This window comes from Cupriavidus sp. WGlv3 (assembly GCF_023952475.1).
Taxonomy (GTDB): Bacteria; Pseudomonadota; Gammaproteobacteria; order Burkholderiales; family Burkholderiaceae; genus Cupriavidus; species Cupriavidus phytorum.
Map to the genome: position 1 here is coordinate 218,344 of NZ_JALHRX010000003.1, position 15,783 is coordinate 234,126.

Below are 15,783 nucleotides of genomic sequence, written 5' to 3' on the forward strand. Positions count from 1 at the left end.
CCGCGCATTTGGTGCTCGGCATGGTGTTCTCCTGGGTCATGGGCTGAACGCAGGAACCAGTCTGGGCCGTGCCGGCCCGCTGGTCGATGAGCCGATTCGCAATTGCGCGGGTTGCCGCGACGCCGATGTCTGGGCGCGTCAGCGCTGCGCCAGCACTTCTTCCAGCGTCACGTGCCCCTGGAAGCCGCCCTCGCTCTGCGCCGACGCCTGGCGTTCGATGGCATGGGCAAAGCGCACCGCCGGATCGGCTTCCAGCTGGTTGCAGAGGCGCTGCAGGTTCGGAAAGTCCTCGACGTTCAGCACCTTGTGGTACTTCGACCAGCGCGCGATGCCGCTGAAGTAGGCGTCGGCCACGGTGCGGTGCTCACCCAGCAGCCAGGGCCGCTCGCCCAGCATGGCTTCGAGTTCCTGGTGCACCTGGCGGACCTGCTCCGTGCCGTAGCGGGCCAGCGCCGGCCGGTCGGTCTCGTCCACGCCCTCCAAGGCGTGCCAGAGCGGGGCAAAGGCGCCGAAGTAGCTGGTGTTGAGGTAGGCCAGCTGCTGGTTGAGCCGGTCGAAATCGCGCGTGCCCTGGGCAAAGCCAAGCTTGCGCTCGATGCCGCGCGCGCCGATGTGGTTCAGGATCGCCATGCTTTCGCTGAGGAAATTGCCTTGCGCGTCCATCAGCGTCGGCGTCTCACCGACCGGGTTGATCTTGCGATAGGCATCGCTGGTCACGACTTCCGGCATTTCGATGCGGCTCAGGCGATAGGGCTGGCCAAGCCATTCCAGCGCTACGATCGAGCCGAACGAGCAGCCGGAGGGAACGCCGTAAAAGAGGGTGGGGGTAGCCATGGGTAGTTCTCCTGGATTCGGTTATGGCCCGCCGATGGGGCACAGGTGAACTGTAGATGCATGGACTTTGCGTGAGTAGTAGGCAAAAATCCGACCTATCGTCCACGTACATAGACTTTGCCGCGATGATCAACCTCAACGATCTGCGCTTCTTCGTCGTCGCCGTGGCCCATGGCGGTTTTGCCGCCGCGGGGCGGGCGCTGGGCGTGCCCAAGTCCACGGTCAGCAAGCGCGTGGCCGAACTGGAGCAGGCCCTGCAGGCGCGGCTGCTTTACCGCAGTTCGCGCAGCTTCACGCTGACCGATGCCGGCCGGGACTTCTACGATCATGCGCATGCCGCGCTGATCGAAGCCGAGGCCGCGCAAGAGGCGGTGCAGCGGCGTGTGGCCGAGCCCAGCGGCACGGTGCGGATCACGGCCGCGGTGCCCACCGCGCAGCGCTACCTGGCGCCGCACCTGCCGGCGCTGGCGCGCGCCTATCCGCGCCTGCACGTGCAGCTGGAGGTGTCCGACCGCATGGTCGACCTGGTGCAGGAAGGCTTCGATATCGCGGTGCGCAGCCATTTCGCGCCGCTGCCGGACTCCGGCCTGGTGCAACGTCAGCTTGCCATCGAGGACATCGTGCTGGTGGCGTCGCCCGACTACCTCGCCGGGCGCGGCACGCCGGAAGCGCCCGCGCAGCTGTCCGGCCACGATGGGTTGCTGACCGGGTCCGCCGCGGGCACGTGGCGCCTGTGGGGGCCTCAGGGTGCGCGCGCGGAAGCCAGTCCGGTGCCCCGCATGACCGTGAACGAATCCACCGTGCTGCTCGGCGCGGCGGTCGCGGGACTGGGCATCGTGCCTCTGCCGCACGAGCTGTGCCGCGCGGCGCTGGCGGCCGGGCAACTGGCGCGCGTGCTGCCGCAGTGGACCGCCGGCAGCGTCACCACCACGCTGCTGTTGCCGGCGCGGCGCGGCCAGTTGCCCGGGGTGCGCGCCACCGTCGACTTCCTGGCGCAATGCCTGGCGCCAGGCGGCGCGGGCCCCGCCATGCCGCAATGAAAAAGCCCCGCATCGCTGCGGGGCCTGGCGGGCTTGCCCGGAGACTGCCGCTGGGGCAGGCTTATTTCTTCTTCTCGAACTCGAACTGCGGCACGGCCGACTCGCTTTCCGCCGGGGGCTGCGTCGGCAATTCGAGCGAACCGGACTCGGCCGGCGCCGAGCCCGGGCCCGGAATCGACAAGCCCGGCGCGGCGGGTTTGGGGCTGCTGCCCTCCAGGTCGATGTTCAGGTCGCGCGTGATGCTGCGGTCCTGCGCCTTCTGCGTGCCGGTGCTGACCAGGCCGGGGAAGACGATGATCAGCGCCACCATCACCAGCTGGATCACCACGAACGGCACCGCGCCCCAGTAGATTTCGGAGGTCTTGACCTCGCGCGGCGCCACCGAGCGCAGGTAGAACAGCGAGAAGCCGAACGGCGGATGCATGAACGAGGTCTGCATGTTCACCGCCAGCAGCACGCCGAACCAGATCAGGTCGATGCCGAGCTTGTCCGCCACCGGACCGACTAGCGGCACCAGGATAAAGGCCAGCTCGAAGAAGTCCAGGAAGAACGCCAGCAGGAAGAACAGCACGTTCACCGCCACCAGGAAACCGGTCTGGCCGCCGGGCAGCGCGGTCAAAAGGTGCTCGACCCAGATATGGCCGTCGACGCCGTAGAACGTCAGCGAAAACACGCGCGCGCCGATCAGGATGAAGATCACGAAGGCCGACAGCTTGAGCGTGGCTTCCATGGCCTGCCTGGTCAGGCCCAGGTCGAGGCGGCGCTTGACCATGGCCAGGATCAGCGCGCCGAGCGCGCCCATGCCGCCGCCTTCGGTCGGCGTGGCCACGCCGATGAAGATGGTGCCGAGCACCAGGAAAATCAGCGCCAGCGGCGGGATCAGCACGAAGGTGACCTTCTCCGCCATCTGCGACAGCAGGCCGAGCTTCAGCGTCTTGTTGATCACCGCCAGCACGAAGGCGAACAGGATCGCCGCGCCCACCGAAACCACCAGGCGCTCGTCCAGCGGCGCCTCGGGCTTGTAGAACTTGTCCACCGCCACGCCCACCGCCACCGCCAGCGCGGTCAGCGCCAGCACCGAGGTGGCGCCGCTCTTGCCGCTAGGCTCGCGGAAGGTGCGCGCCTCGAGCGGCAGCGCCGGCGCGGCGGCCGGCTTGATGATCGTGACCAGCAGCACATAGAGCATGTACAGCCCGGTCAGCACCAGGCCCGGCACGAACGCGCCCTTGTACATATCGCCCACCGAGCGGCCGAGCTGGTCGGCCAGCACGATCAGCACCAGCGACGGCGGGATGATCTGCGCCAGCGTGCCCGACGCCGCGATCACGCCCGAGGCCAGCCGCTTGTCGTACTTGTACTTGAGCATCAGCGGCAGCGAGATCAGCCCCATCGAGATCACCGAGGCCGCCACCACGCCGGTGGTCGCCGCCAGCAGCGCGCCGACGAAGATCACCGCGTAGGCCAGGCCGCCGCGGATCGGGCCGAACAGCTGCCCGATGGTGTCGAGCAGGTCCTCGGCCATGCCCGAGCGTTCCAGGATCAGGCCCATGAAGGTAAAGAACGGAATCGCCAGCAGCGTGTCGTTCTCGATGATGCCGAACAGCCGGCTCGGCAGCGCCTGCAGCAGCTCGGGCGGCAGCATCCCCAGCTCGATGCCGATGAAGGCGAACATCAGCCCGTTGGCGGCCAGGGCAAAGGCGATCGGAAAGCCCGACAGCAGGAATACCACCAGCGAGGCGAACATGATCGGTGCCATGTTCGCAATCAGGAATTGCGTCATCGTGCGCGCCTCTTATCGTTTTTCAGACGCGGCGGTCTGGTTGGCCTGCGCGATCGCGGCGATCTCCAGCGCCGGGTCGACCGCGTGCTTGCGGAAGGCCGAGAACGGCAGTTCTCCCTTCAGATAGGCGAAGCGCTTGATCAGCTCGGACAGGCCCTGCAGGATCATCAGGGCAAAACCCGCCACGATCAGGAACTTGGCCGGCCAGCGGATCAGGCCGCCGGCGTTGCCGGACATCTCATGGCCGGCGTAGGACAGCCAGAAGTAGGGGATCGACAACCAGAGGATGATGGCGGAGATCGGCAGCAGGAAGAACAGGATGCCGAATACGTCGATCCAGACCTGGGTGCGCTCGGAGAAGCGGCCGGCGACGACATCGATGCGCACATGCTCGTCGCGGCGCAGGGTGTACGGGGCGCCGAGCAGAAACACGCCGGCGAACATATACCACTGCAGTTCGAGCCAGGCGTTGGAACTGATGCTGAAGGTGTAGCGAATGATGGCGTTGCCTGCGCAGACCAGCACGGCCAGCAGGACCAGCCATTTCGCCCACTGCCCGATGAAAGCATTCACGGCGTCGATAAGCCGCGAGATCCTCATGAGGGAAGACATGTGATCGTCCTAGGGATTGGGGGATACAGGGGGTGGCGCGTTAGTCTACGGCGTCGGCGGCCTCGCATCTTTAGGGTGAATCCCCAGTGCATCACATTTTCCTGGCAGTTTGCACCAGATATGTGCAGATTCGCTGGTCATGCCATGTCGATTCGATATTCCCGGAGGGGAAATCGCCGCCCGGCGGCGTCCGCTTCATACAATCTGCAACACTCGTCGGTGCGCCGGCGGACAGAAAAGAAAAACGGGAGCTTGCGCTCCCGTTGCGGCTTGCCGGATTACCGGGGCAGGATGGTCAGCCGTTCAGCGCCTTGCGGGCCGCGGCGATGGCCGCGCGCACCTGGTCCGGCGCGGTGCCGCCGATATGGTTGCGCGCCGCGACCGAGCCTTCCAGCGTCAGCACCGCATGCACGTCGTCGCCGATCAGCGCGGCCTGGTTGCCCAGGCCGGAGACCTCGCGCAGCTCGGCCACGGTCAGGTCGGCCAGGTCGCACTGGCGGCCGTCGCAGGCGCGCACGGCGTGGGCCACGGCCTCATGCGCGTCGCGGAAGGGCAGGCCCTTCTTCACCAGGTAGTCGGCCAGGTCGGTGGCGGTGGCATAGCCTTGCAGCGCGGCGGCGCGCATCGCTTCGGGCTTGACGCTGATGCCCGGCACCATGTCGGCGAAGATGCGCAGGGTGTCGACCACGGTATCGACCGTGTCGAACAGCGGCTCCTTGTCTTCCTGGTTGTCCTTGTTGTACGCCAGCGGCTGGCCCTTCATCAGCGTCAGCAGGCCGATCAGGTGGCCGTTGACGCGGCCGGTCTTGCCGCGCGCGAGCTCGGGCACGTCCGGGTTCTTCTTCTGCGGCATGATCGAGCTGCCGGTGCAGAAGCGGTCGGCGATGTCGATAAAGCCCACGCGCGGGCTCATCCACAGCACCAGCTCTTCCGAGAAGCGCGACACGTGGGTCATCACCAGCGCCGCGGCGGCGCAGAATTCGATGGCGAAGTCGCGGTCCGAGACGGCATCGAGCGAGTTGCGGCAGACGCCGTCGAAGCCCAGTTGCTGCGCGACGAACTCGCGGTCGATCGGGTAGCTGGTGCCGGCCAGCGCGGCGGCGCCCAGCGGCAGGCGGTTGACGCGCTTGCGGCAGTCGGCCATGCGCTCGGCGTCGCGCGTGAACATCTCGTTGTAAGCCAGCAGGTGGTGGCCGAAGGTGACCGGCTGCGCCACCTGCAGGTGGGTGAAGCCCGGCAGGATGGTGTCGGCGTGCTGTTCGGCCAGGTCGAGCAGCGAGGTACGCAGCGCGCCCAGCAGCACGATGATGTTGTCGATCTCGCTGCGCAGCCACAGGCGGATGTCGGTGGCGACCTGGTCGTTGCGCGAGCGGCCGGTGTGCAGGCGCTTGCCGGCATCGCCCACCAGCGCGGTCAGGCGCGCCTCGATGTTCAGGTGGACGTCTTCCAGGTCCAGCTTCCATTCAAAGCTGCCGGCCTCGATCTCGCCCCGGATCTGCACCATGCCGCGCTCGATCTCGGCGCGGTCGGCCTCGGCGATGATGCCCTGCTTTGCCAGCATGGCCGCGTGGGCCAGCGAGCCCTGGATGTCGAACAGGGCCAGGCGCTTGTCGAAGAACACCGAGGCGGTGTAGCGCTTCACCAGGTCGGACATCGGTTCGGAGAAGCGGGCGGACCAGGCTTCGCCTTTCTTGGCAAGTTGGGAGGTGGACATGGACGTCGGCTGCAGTGGCTCGCGCGGCAGGCGGCCGGCGTGCGGACGGCGGCGGGCGCGAAAAATTGGGAAACGGCGATTATATCGCCCGGCGGACCGCTGGCGGTGCGGGCTGCGACGGCGGGGCGATGCTCAGGGCCGGCTGTGGAGCACGGGTCCCTTGAACACCACCGGACCGCTGGGCCCGTCGGCATTGGTCGAGCCGCCGGCCGGTTCGATGCTGGCGGCCAGCGCGGACACCGCCGTTGGCGGCTGCGCCAGCGCCAGCCGCGCTTGCGGCACACGGCCGATCAGTCCCAGCGACTGTGGCTTGCCGCCTGCAGGCAGCGCCCACAGCTGCAATACCTGCTGATCATTCAGGGTCAGGTGATCCAGTCGGCGCACCACAAGGTCGCCGCTGCCTGCATCCCATGACACCAGCAAGGCCGGCTGCGCGCGGTCGTCGTTGAGCACGGCGATGACGTCGCCGGGCGCCGCGTCGCGCTGGGACGCCAGCTGCATGCCGATGCCGATGGCCAGCACCGCCACCACCGCCATCGCCGCCGCGGCGCCGCGCCAGAACACCGGCGCCGACCACAGGCGCTGCCACCAGCTGCCGGCGCCGGCACCAGCGGCGCGGAGTGCGGCGGGCGAACTGCGCTCCTCTGCCGCCTTCCAGCCAAGCCGTTCCTCGATCCCGCACCAGACTTTGTCGACCGGCTCGGCCGCCGCCTGCAATTCGGCCACGCCGGCAAGGCGCGCCTGCCAGCGATGGATCGCCGCGCGCACCGCCGGCTCTTCATGCGCCAGCCGCTCCAGGCGACGGCGTGCGCCGCCGCGCAGCACGCCCAGCGCATACTGGGCCGCGATCCGGTCGAGCAGGTCGGGATGGCTGGCCAGCTTCATGCCGCGCCCTCCATGCAGCTGCGCAGCCGCTCCAGCCCGCGCCGGATCCAGGACTTGACCGTCCCCAGCGGCGCGCGCAGGCGCTCGGCCAGCTCGGCGTGGCTCAGGTCCTGCAGATAGGCCAGCATGATGGCCTGGCGCTGGGACTGCTCCAGCCGCTGCAGGCAGCGGTTGAGCGCGCGCGCCTGCTGGCTGGCCTCGGCCAGCTCGGCGGGCCCGGCGGCGTCGTCGGCCAGCCATTCGGCCAGGTCCTGCTCCAGCTCGGCGGTCTGCGGCACGCGCGCCGCCGCCGCCCGGCGCAGGCAGTCGAGCGCGCGGTTGCGCACGATCGCGGTCATCCACGTCATCGGCGCGGCCAGCTGCGGCCGGTAGTCGCCGGCGTGGTGCCAGATGCTGACAAAGCTTTCCTGCACGACGTCCTCCGCCCAATCGCGCCTGCCGGTAATACGCAGCGCAAGGCCAAACAGTTTCGTTGCGGTGAGGTCGTAGAGCGCGCGCAGCGCCTGGCGCTCGCCCACGGCCACGGCCTGCAACAGTCCTTCCAGCCGGTCAGGGCTGGCGGGCGCGGCATAGGACGGCTGCGGGGAGGGCGGCACCGGGACGGATCCTTGCAAGGAGGCTTTGCCGGATTATAGGTAGCGCCGCATCCAAACGCCCGGCAGCTGCGTAGATGTCGACAGGCGCAAGCCAGGCACCCCGTCCCAGGGGCGCCACGTTGTCATCCCACACAGGAGCACACCATGGACCGCATCTCACAGAGGCCCGCGCGCGAGCCCGTCACCATCATCACGCCGCCGGACGCGCGCCGGCGCGGGCTGCTCAAGGCGCCTGGCCTGTTCGCGCTGGGCTCGCTGGCCGTCATCACGCTCGGCGAATCGATGCCGGCGTGGGCGCAGACGCAATCGGGCAGCACCAAGGACGACATCAATATCCTCAACACCGCGCTGGGGCTGGAATACCAGGCGATCGCGGCCTACCAGGTCGGCGCCGAAAGCGGGCTGCTGCAGATGCCGGTGCTGGCCACCGCGGTCAAGTTCCAGGACCACCACAAGGCGCATGCGCAGGTGCTGGCCGGGACGGTGTCGAAGCTGGGCGGCACCCCGGTGGTGGCGAAGAAGGCGTCGGCGTATGAGTTCCCGACCGAAAAGCTGAAGACGCAGGCCGACGTGCTGCGCTTTGCCGCGGGGCTGGAGAAGGGCGCGACCGCGGCTTACCTCGGCGTGCTGCCAAATTTCCACAATCGCGAGCTGACGCGCGCGGCCGGCAGCATCCTCGGCGATGAGGCGATGCACTGGGCGGTGCTGCTGCACGCGCTGGGTGAGGATCCGGTGCCGGGGGCGTTTGTCGGGTGAAGCGGTTGAAGCTTGCCAAGGGTTTGCTCCCCTCTCCCATAAATGGGAGAGGGGAGCAAACCGGCAGCCCTCTCAAGCGCAGTAGGACGCTCAGCCCGTATTGCGCAACCCCGCCGCCACCCCATTGATGGTCAGGTGGATGCCGCGCCGAACGCGGATGTCATCGCCATCCTTGCCCGAGCGGAAGCGCTTGAGCAGCTCCACCTGCAAGTGGTTGAGCGGGTCGAGATACGCAAAGCGATTCTTGATCGAGCGCGCCAGCAGCGGGTTGTCCGCCAGCCGTTCCTGGTGGCCGGTGATCAGCGCCAGCATGTCGCAGGTCAGGTGCCATTCCTTGCTGATGCGGTTGAACACGTTGCGGCGCAGCGCGGCGTCGTCGCACAGCTGGGCGTAGCGCGAGGCCACCGCCAGGTCGGTCTTGGCCAGCACCATGTCCATGTTGGACAGCAGCGTCGAAAAGAACGGCCAGGTCTTGACCATGCGCCGCAGCGTGGTGACGGCCTGCTTGCGCCCCTTGTCGTCCGGCGCGCTGTCGAGCAGCGAGCGCACCGCGCTGCCGAAGCCGTACCAGCCCGGCAGCAGCAGGCGGCACTGGCCCCACGAGAAGCCCCAAGGGATCGCGCGCAGGTCTTCGATGCGGCGGTTCTTCTTGTCCATCAGCTTGCGCGAGGCCGGGCGCGAACCCAGGTTCAGGTCGGCGATCTCGGTGATCGGCGTGGTGGCGAAGAAGTAGTCCTTGAAGCCGGGGGTCTCGTAGACCAGGTCGCGATAGGCGGTGAAGGCGCGGTCCGACAGCTGCTGCATGACGGCCTCGAAGGTGTCGAGGTCCTTGGGCGCGTTCTGCTGCGGCAGCAGCGAGGCCTCCAGCGTCGCGGCCACCACCGTTTCCAGGTTGCGCCGGCCGATCTCGGCGTTGGCGAACTTGCTGTTGATGATCTCGCCCTGCTCGGTCAGGCGGATCTGGCCGTTGACCGTGCCCGGAGGCTGCGACAGGATCGCGTCGTAGGTCGGGCCACCGCCGCGGCCGACGGTGCCGCCGCGCCCGTGGAACAGGCGCAGCTTGACGTTGCGCTGCTCGAACAGCTGCACCAGTTCCAGCTCGGCCTTGTACAGCTCCCAGGTCGAGGTCAGGAAGCCGCCGTCCTTGTTCGAATCCGAGTAGCCGAGCATCACCTCCTGCTCGACCCCATGGTGGGCGAGCACTGCATCGAAGCCCGGCAGGTCCAGCAGCGACTGCATGATGCCGGCGGCGTTGCGCAAGTCTTCGATGGTCTCGAACAGCGGGATCACCATCAGCTCCATGCGCGCCGGTTCGGTCTTGCTGCCCAGCGTGCCCTGCAGCATGCCGGATTCCTTCTGCAGCAGCATCACCTCGACCAGGTCCGACAGCGTCTCGGTGTGCGAGATGATGTAGTTGCGCGCGACGCGCTTGCCGTAGCGCGCACGCAGCTCGCGTGCGGCGGCGAAGATCGCCAGCTCCTTGCGGGTCTGCTCGGAGTACTGGTGCCACGGCAGCGTCAGCAGCCGCGGCTGGCGCAGTTCGGCCAGCAGCAGTTCCAGCTTGCGCGCCTCGGGCAGCGCGGCGTAGTCGGGGGCGATGCCGGCGGCGGCGAACAGTTCGGCGATGACCGCCTCGTGCACGTCCGAGACCTGGCGCATGTCGACCGAGGCCAGGTGGAAGCCGAACACGGCGATGGCGCGCGCCAGGGCATCGATGCGGTGGCTGGCCAGCGCCTGGCCGTGGTGCGCGCGCAAGGAGTCGATCACAACCTGGATGTCGGCGCCGAAGGCCTCGGCGCTGTCATAGGGCTCGGCCGGCGCCACCGGGCGGCGGGTCGCGGCATGGCCGCTCAGCGCCTTGCAGGTGGCGGCCAGGCGCGCATAGATGCCGATCAGCGCGCGCCGGTAGGGCTCGTCGGCGCGGTGCTCGGAATGGTCGGGCGAGCGCTCGGCCAGCGCCAGCAGTTCCGGGCTGGCATCGACCATCAGCATCGACATCGACAACTCGGCGCCGAGCGCGTGGACTTCGTCCAGGTACCAATCCAGGATCAGCTGCGCCTGCTGGCCGGCGGCGTGCGCCAGGGTCTCGGCGGTCACGTTGGGGTTGCCGTCGCGGTCGCCGCCGATCCAGGAACCCATCTGCAGGAACGGCGCCAGCGGCGCGGCTTGCGTGCCCGAGGCGCCAGCGGCGCCCTTGCGCTTGCGCGTGGCCGGGAACACCGCGGCGATGTCTTCTTCCAGCTCGCTCATCAGCTGCGGGATGCCGCGCAGGAAGGTGGTGCGGTAGTACGACAGCGCGTTCTCGATCTCGTCGGCCACGGTCAGGCGCGCGTCGCGCAGCATGCGGGTCTGCCACAGCGTGGTGACCTTGGCGCGCAGCTGGGCGGTGTTGTGGTCGCGCTCGCGCGCGGTCATCGGCAGGTCGCGCTCGGCCAGCAGGCGGGCGATTTCGCGCTCGGCGTCGAGGATGCTCTTGCGCTGGACTTCGGTCGGGTGCGCAGTCAGCACCGGCACGATCAGCGCCTCGTCCAGGAACTTGCGCAGCTGCTTGCCGGTGACGCCGGCGGCATCGATCTTTTCCAGCGCGTGCTGCAGGCTGCCGTCCTGCGGCGGCGAGCCGGCCAGCGCATGCACGCGGCGGCGGCGGTTGTGGTGCTGGTCCTCGGCGATATTGGCCAGGTGCGAGAAATAACTGAAGGCGCGCACCACCTGGTTGGTCTGGTCGCGCGACAGGCGCTTGAGCAGCCGGTCCAGCTCGGCACCGGCGGCGCGGTCGTTCTCGCGGCGGAAACGCACCGCGGTCTGGCGGATGGTCTCGACCACCTCGAAGGCGGCGTCGCCTTCCTGCTCGCGCAGGCAGTCGCCCAGCAGGCGGCCCAGGAAGCGGATGTCCTCGCGCAGCGGCACGTCCTTGTCGGCGGTTCGGGCGGTGCGGCGGTCAGGGGCGGCGGCGATGGTGGTTCCGTTGCTCGACACGATCGAAAGCCTTGGCTTGGGGGAGCGCTTGGCTGCGCGGGGGGCGGGGCGGGGCGGCTTGGCGCCGGTTGCGTCACCTTTTGCGGCGGCCGAATCCTTGGCGGCCGCAGCGGTCTTCCGACCGTTGGGCCGCGCAGCATGCTGCGTCATGCAATCTCCTCTTGCTTCTCTAAGCTTATCTAATGGTGCGGAGGGGCGATTGGGCCGCGTGCTACCATTGACGCATGTCGTCCGCCACCCCGTCTTCCGCTACCGCTGTCGTGTCTCGCAACCTTCCGCAAAAGCTCGTTATTGCCTCCCGAGAGAGCCGTCTGGCGCTGTGGCAGGCAGAACATGTGCGTGCTGCATTGCAACAATACTATCCCGCGTGCGACGTGTCCATTCTTGGCATGACCACGCGCGGAGACCAGATTCTAGACCGTACGCTGTCCAAAGTCGGCGGCAAGGGTCTGTTTGTGAAAGAACTGGAGTTCGCGATGGACGAAGGCCGGGCCGACCTCGCGGTGCATTCGCTCAAGGATGTGCCGATGGAGCTGCCGCCCGGTTTCACCCTGGCCGCGGTGATGGAGCGCGAAGACCCGCGCGACGCGCTGGTGTCGTCGGCTTATGCTTCGCTGGACGAGATGCCGGCCGGCACCGTGGTCGGCACCTCCAGCCTGCGCCGCGAAGCCGCCTTGCGCAGCCGCTACCCGCACCTGGTGGTCAAGCCGCTGCGCGGCAACCTCGACACGCGGCTGGGCAAGCTTGATCGCGGCGAGTATGGCGCCATCATCCTGGCTGCCGCGGGCCTGAAGCGGCTCGGGCTGGGCGAGCGCATCCGCGCGCTGATCCCGGTCGAGGCGTCGTTGCCGGCCGCGGGGCAGGGCGCGCTGGGCATCGAGACCCTTTCCACCCGTCCCGAACTGGCCGAATGGCTGGCGCCGCTGAACCACCAGCCGAGCGCGCTCGCCGTGACCGCCGAGCGCGCCGTGTCGCGCCGGCTGGGCGGTTCCTGCCAGGTTCCGCTGGCGGCGCACGCGCGCTGGGACGGTGACCAGCTGCGGCTGGAGGCCTTCGTCGCCTTGCCCGACGGCAGCCGAGCCATCCGCGCCGCGGCGACGGGGCCGGCCGCCGACCTGGCTGCCGCCGAAGCGCTCGGACAGGCCTGCGCGAGCGACCTGCTGGCGCAGGGCGCCGAGTCGATCCTCGCCGCGCTGGCCGATTCAGGCGACGCCGCTGCCCCATCTCCCGCCTGAGGCTGCCCGATGCCCCGCCCGACCGTCGTTGTGACACGACCCGCCGGGCAGTCCCGGCAACTGACCGAGGCCCTGCAGGGCGCCGGTCTGGATGTACTCAGCTTCCCGCTGCTGGCGATTGGCCCGGCCGCTGACGACGCGCCGCTGCGCGCGGCGCTGGCGCGGCTGGACACGTTTGCGCTGGTGGTGTTCGTCAGTCCCAATGCCATTGCCTTTGCGCTGGACGCGCTCGCCGGCGTGCAGGGCGCGGCCGTGGCGCGCTGGCCGGCGCAGGTCGCGGTTGCAGTGGTCGGCCCCGCCAGCATCGCCGCGCTGGCCGAGCGCGGCATCGCCGCACCGGCGTATCGCGTGATCGCGCCCGCAGGCGCCAACGCCAACGCCCCGGGCCATGACGATACGGTGCCCGATGCCGAGGTGCTGCGCTTCGATTCCGAGGCGCTGTGGGCGCAGCTCGATCCCGCCGCGCTGGCCGGCAAGCCGGTGCTGATCATCCGCGGCAATGGCGGACGCGACTGGCTCGGCGACCGCCTGCGCGAGGCCGGCGCCCAGGTCGAAGCCGTCGAGGCCTACCAGCGCACGCTGCCGGAACCGACCGCGATGCAATGGCAGGCCGTGCGCGACCACCTGCGTCCCGGCGCCGCCCCGCATGCCTGGCTGCTAACCAGTTCCGAGGCGGTGCGCAACCTCGACGTGCTGGCACGGCAGCATCTGTCGCCGCAGGAAGACGCTTCCCTGCGGCAGGTGCAGTGCATCGCGCCCCATGCGAGAATCGCCGAACAGGCGCTGGCGCTGGGCTTCGCCCATATCCAGCGTGCCGCGCCCGGCGATGCCGGCCTGCTGGCGGCGTGCCTGCAGTGGGCCGATGCTTATGCCGGTCCTGCGCCATCGAGCCTGCCGGGGCCATCCGCACCGGCGGCCGCGAAGCCGGCCGAAGCAGCCCGGCCAGCCGCCAGCGCACCTGCCGCAGTCCCTGCCATGTCAACGAAGGTCGAACGCGTGACGCAAGAAACCACGTCCTCCTCCGCTACGCCGCCGCCCGGCGCCGCCCCTGTCTACCCGGCGCAGTCCGCGCAGGCGGTGCCGCCGCAAGGCGCCGGCCACGCCGGCGCTGCCCGTCCCGCCGCGCGCCGCTCCGCCGCGCTATGGGCGCTGGTCGCCGTGCTGGTAGTGGCGACCGCCGGCGGCTTCTGGTGGCTGCAGCAGCGCGTCGACCACCTGACTGGCGAGCTGGCGCGCCGCCAGCAAAGCAACGACGCCCTGGTGCAGGAGTCGCGAGTGCTGACGCGCAACGCGCAGGACACCGTCAAGGAGCTGCAGGCCAAGGTCGGCGCGCTGGAGAACCAGGTCGGCGAGACCCGCGACAAGCAGGTGGCGCTGGAGCAGGTCTACCAGGACCTGATGCGCAATCGCGACGACTGGGAAATCGCCGAGATCCAGCAGTTGCTGACCAGCGCCGGGCAGCAGCTGCAGCTGACCGGCAACGTGCAAGTCGCGCTGGCCGCGCTGCAAAGCGCCGACGCCCGCCTGGCGCGCGCCGACAAGCCGCAATACAACCTGCTGCGCCGGGCCATCGCGCGCGACGTGGCGCGCATGAAGGCGGTGCCCGACACCGACCTGACCGGCGCCGCGATCAAGCTGGACGAAGCCATCAACCAGATCGACGCGCTGCCGCTGCTGTCGAGCGAACGCATGCTCGAGCGTAGCGAGGCCGATGCCCGCAAGGGTGCCGCCGCGAACGGTGGCAATGGTGCCAGCGCGCCGGCCGCCGCCAGCGGCACGGGGCCGGGCTGGTTCACCCGCTTCTGGGACTACCTGCGCGAAGAGCTGGCGCAGGTGATCCGCATCCGCAAGGTCGACGATGCCGAGGCGCTGCTGCTGTCGGGCGACCAGGGCTGGTTCCTGCGCGAGAACGTCAAGCTGCGCCTGCTCAATGCGCGCCTGGCGCTGCTGTCGCGCAACGAGCCCGTGTTCCGCAACGACCTGGCCGCGGCGCAGGCGATGATCGGCCGCTATTTCGATACCAAGTCGCGCCGCGTGCAGGGTGTGCTGACGCTGCTGCGGCAGGCTCAGGCCGGCGCGGTCACGGTGCAGCTGCCGACCATGGCCGAGAGCCTGGGCGCGCTGCAGGCCCTGAAGAAGGAGTAAGCCCATGCGCCTTCTGTTCTGGGTTGCGGTCCTGTTTGGCGGCGCCGTCGGGCTGGCCCTGTTCACGCAGTTCAACCACAGCAATGTGGTGCTGTTCTATCCGCCGTACCGCGTCGAGCTGTCGCTGAACCTGGCGCTGGCGCTGCTGCTGCTGATCTTCTTCGTGGTATGGACGGTGATGTCCACCATCCGCCATCTGGCCGAGATGCCGCGCCGCGCCGCTGCCTACCGCGAGCGCAGCCGCATGAGCAAGGCCCAGGCAGCACTGCGCGAGTCGATCGAAAACCTGTTCGCCGGCCGTTTCGCGCGCGCCGAGCGCTGCGCGCGCGAAGCGCAGTCGTGGGACGACCAGGCCCAGACCGCCGCGCTGATCGGCGCGCGCGCCGCCCACCGCATGCAGGAGACCGAGCGGCGCGACGCCTGGATGGCGCAGGTGACCGACCCCGAGCGCGAGCAGGCGCGGCTGGTGTCGATGGCCGAGCTGCTGGTCGATGCCCGCGACGCCGACGGCGCGCTCGAAACCATCGCCCAGCTGCAATCGCAGGGCGCGCGCCAGATCCACGTGCAGCGCATCGCGCTGCGCGCGCACCAGCATTTGAAGAACTGGTCCGAGGTGCTGCGCCTGGCGCGCTCGCTGGAGAAGCGCAACGCGCTGCATCCGGTGCTGGCGCTGCGGCTCAAGCAGATGGCGGTCGAAGCCATGCTGGAAGAGCGTCGCCACGATGCCGAAGCGCTGTCGGAGTTCTGGCGCTCGCTGTCCGCCGACGAGCGCCGCGCCACCCGCATCGCCGAACCGGCGGCGCGCTATTTCGCGGCGCTGGGCCGGCAGAACGAGGCCCGCCGCATCATCGAAGACGCGCTCAAGGTCAACTGGGACAGCCGCCTGGTGCTGCGCTATGCCGAATGCGCCGTGCCAGGCCATGCGCTGCCACAGATCCAGCAGGCCGAGAAATGGCTGGCCGCGCATCCCGCCGACGCCGACCTCTACTACACGCTGGGGGTGCTGTGCCTGGGCGAGAAGCTGTGGGGCAAGGCCCAGTCCAGCTTCGAGCGCGCGCTCAAGTATGCCGATCCCGACCAGCAGCGTCGCCTGCGCGTGCGCACGCACCTGGCGCTGGCGCGGCTGTTCGAGGAAACCGAGCGCTTCGAGGACGCGCAGCGCCACTATCGCGAAAGCGCAATGCTGGCCGCCTGACGGGCACGCCGGCCG

The 15,783-nt window shown here is 69.2% G+C and carries 12 protein-coding genes; 5 read left to right on the forward strand and 7 right to left on the reverse strand.

Features of this window, described 5'->3' with window-relative positions:
- Positions 1-138: 138 nt before the first annotated feature.
- Positions 139-834, reverse strand: a complete 696-nt coding sequence (locus tag MKD38_RS07590) for a glutathione S-transferase family protein (protein WP_252675490.1) — start codon at positions 832-834, stop codon at positions 139-141.
- Positions 835-959: 125 nt separating this feature from the next.
- On the opposite strand from MKD38_RS07590, the gene MKD38_RS07595 reads away from it, so the two are divergent.
- Positions 960-1,874 (forward strand): LysR substrate-binding domain-containing protein, encoded by a 915-nt coding sequence (locus MKD38_RS07595; protein WP_252675491.1) that lies wholly within the window; start codon positions 960-962, stop codon positions 1,872-1,874.
- 61 nt (positions 1,875-1,935) lie between these two features.
- On the opposite strand, the gene MKD38_RS07600 is transcribed toward MKD38_RS07595, so the two are convergent.
- The 5 genes from MKD38_RS07600 to MKD38_RS07620 all read right to left on the reverse strand — a co-directional run bounded on the left by MKD38_RS07600 (position 1,936) and on the right by MKD38_RS07620 (position 7,461).
- Complete coding sequence (locus tag MKD38_RS07600; RefSeq protein WP_252675492.1) at positions 1,936-3,654, reverse strand: TRAP transporter large permease; 1,719 nt, start codon at positions 3,652-3,654, stop codon at positions 1,936-1,938.
- A 12-nt stretch (positions 3,655-3,666) separates the two neighbouring features.
- Complete coding sequence (locus MKD38_RS07605; protein ID WP_252675493.1) at positions 3,667-4,266, reverse strand: TRAP transporter small permease subunit; 600 nt, start codon at positions 4,264-4,266, stop codon at positions 3,667-3,669.
- Positions 4,267-4,561: 295 nt separating this feature from the next.
- The gene (gene argH, locus MKD38_RS07610) at positions 4,562-5,980 is read right to left on the reverse strand and encodes an argininosuccinate lyase (protein ID WP_252675494.1); all 1,419 of its coding nucleotides are present in this window, start codon (positions 5,978-5,980) and stop codon (positions 4,562-4,564) included.
- A gap of 132 nt (positions 5,981-6,112) precedes the next feature.
- A complete protein-coding gene (locus MKD38_RS07615; RefSeq protein ID WP_252675495.1) occupies positions 6,113-6,865 on the reverse strand; it encodes an anti-sigma factor in 753 nt (250 codons plus the stop codon).
- Positions 6,862-7,461 carry a sigma-70 family RNA polymerase sigma factor gene (locus MKD38_RS07620; RefSeq protein ID WP_252675956.1) on the reverse strand — a complete coding sequence of 200 codons (600 nt, stop codon included), beginning with the start codon at positions 7,459-7,461 and terminating at the stop codon, positions 6,862-6,864. The genes MKD38_RS07615 and MKD38_RS07620 overlap by 4 nt, the downstream gene beginning before the upstream one ends.
- Positions 7,462-7,605: 144 nt before the next feature.
- Between MKD38_RS07620 and MKD38_RS07625 the strand changes: the two genes are divergently transcribed.
- Entirely contained in the window at positions 7,606-8,217 is a 612-nt protein-coding gene (locus MKD38_RS07625; RefSeq protein ID WP_252675496.1) for a ferritin-like domain-containing protein, read from the forward strand.
- Between the two features lie 90 nt (positions 8,218-8,307).
- Here the strand turns inward: MKD38_RS07625 and ppc are convergent, their stop codons facing one another.
- Positions 8,308-11,343 carry a phosphoenolpyruvate carboxylase gene (gene ppc / locus MKD38_RS07630; protein WP_252675497.1) on the reverse strand — a complete coding sequence of 1,012 codons (3,036 nt, stop codon included), beginning with the start codon at positions 11,341-11,343 and terminating at the stop codon, positions 8,308-8,310.
- A gap of 74 nt (positions 11,344-11,417) precedes the next feature.
- Between ppc and hemC the strand changes: the two genes are divergently transcribed.
- Genes hemC through MKD38_RS07645 form a run of 3 tightly spaced genes read left to right on the forward strand, consistent with a single transcriptional unit; the run spans position 11,418 to position 15,768 of the window.
- On the forward strand, positions 11,418-12,428 hold the full coding sequence (gene hemC / locus MKD38_RS07635) for a hydroxymethylbilane synthase (protein ID WP_252675498.1): 1,011 nt from the start codon (positions 11,418-11,420) through the stop codon (positions 12,426-12,428).
- A gap of 9 nt (positions 12,429-12,437) precedes the next feature.
- Entirely contained in the window at positions 12,438-14,573 is a 2,136-nt protein-coding gene (gene hemDX / locus MKD38_RS07640; protein ID WP_252675499.1) for a fused uroporphyrinogen-III synthase HemD/membrane protein HemX, read from the forward strand.
- Positions 14,574-14,577: 4 nt separating this feature from the next.
- Entirely contained in the window at positions 14,578-15,768 is a 1,191-nt protein-coding gene (locus MKD38_RS07645; protein WP_252675500.1) for a heme biosynthesis protein HemY, read from the forward strand.
- Positions 15,769-15,783 lie beyond the last annotated feature (15 nt).

What these genes read in the sequence shown, in the direction of transcription:
- MKD38_RS07590 (WP_252675490.1), bottom strand. Translation starts at nt 834, where the DNA reads ATGGCTACCCCCACCCTCTTTTACGGCGTTCCCTCCGGCTGCTCGTTC.
- MKD38_RS07595 (WP_252675491.1), top strand. Translation starts at nt 960, where the DNA reads ATGATCAACCTCAACGATCTGCGCTTCTTCGTCGTCGCCGTGGCCCAT.
- MKD38_RS07600 (WP_252675492.1), bottom strand. Translation starts at nt 3,654, where the DNA reads ATGACGCAATTCCTGATTGCGAACATGGCACCGATCATGTTCGCCTCG.
- MKD38_RS07605 (WP_252675493.1), bottom strand. Translation starts at nt 4,266, where the DNA reads ATGTCTTCCCTCATGAGGATCTCGCGGCTTATCGACGCCGTGAATGCT.
- argH (WP_252675494.1), bottom strand. Translation starts at nt 5,980, where the DNA reads ATGTCCACCTCCCAACTTGCCAAGAAAGGCGAAGCCTGGTCCGCCCGC.
- MKD38_RS07615 (WP_252675495.1), bottom strand. Translation starts at nt 6,865, where the DNA reads ATGAAGCTGGCCAGCCATCCCGACCTGCTCGACCGGATCGCGGCCCAG.
- MKD38_RS07625 (WP_252675496.1), top strand. Translation starts at nt 7,606, where the DNA reads ATGGACCGCATCTCACAGAGGCCCGCGCGCGAGCCCGTCACCATCATC.
- ppc (WP_252675497.1), bottom strand. Translation starts at nt 11,343, where the DNA reads ATGACGCAGCATGCTGCGCGGCCCAACGGTCGGAAGACCGCTGCGGCC.
- hemC (WP_252675498.1), top strand. Translation starts at nt 11,418, where the DNA reads ATGTCGTCCGCCACCCCGTCTTCCGCTACCGCTGTCGTGTCTCGCAAC.
- hemDX (WP_252675499.1), top strand. Translation starts at nt 12,438, where the DNA reads ATGCCCCGCCCGACCGTCGTTGTGACACGACCCGCCGGGCAGTCCCGG.
- MKD38_RS07645 (WP_252675500.1), top strand. Translation starts at nt 14,578, where the DNA reads ATGCGCCTTCTGTTCTGGGTTGCGGTCCTGTTTGGCGGCGCCGTCGGG.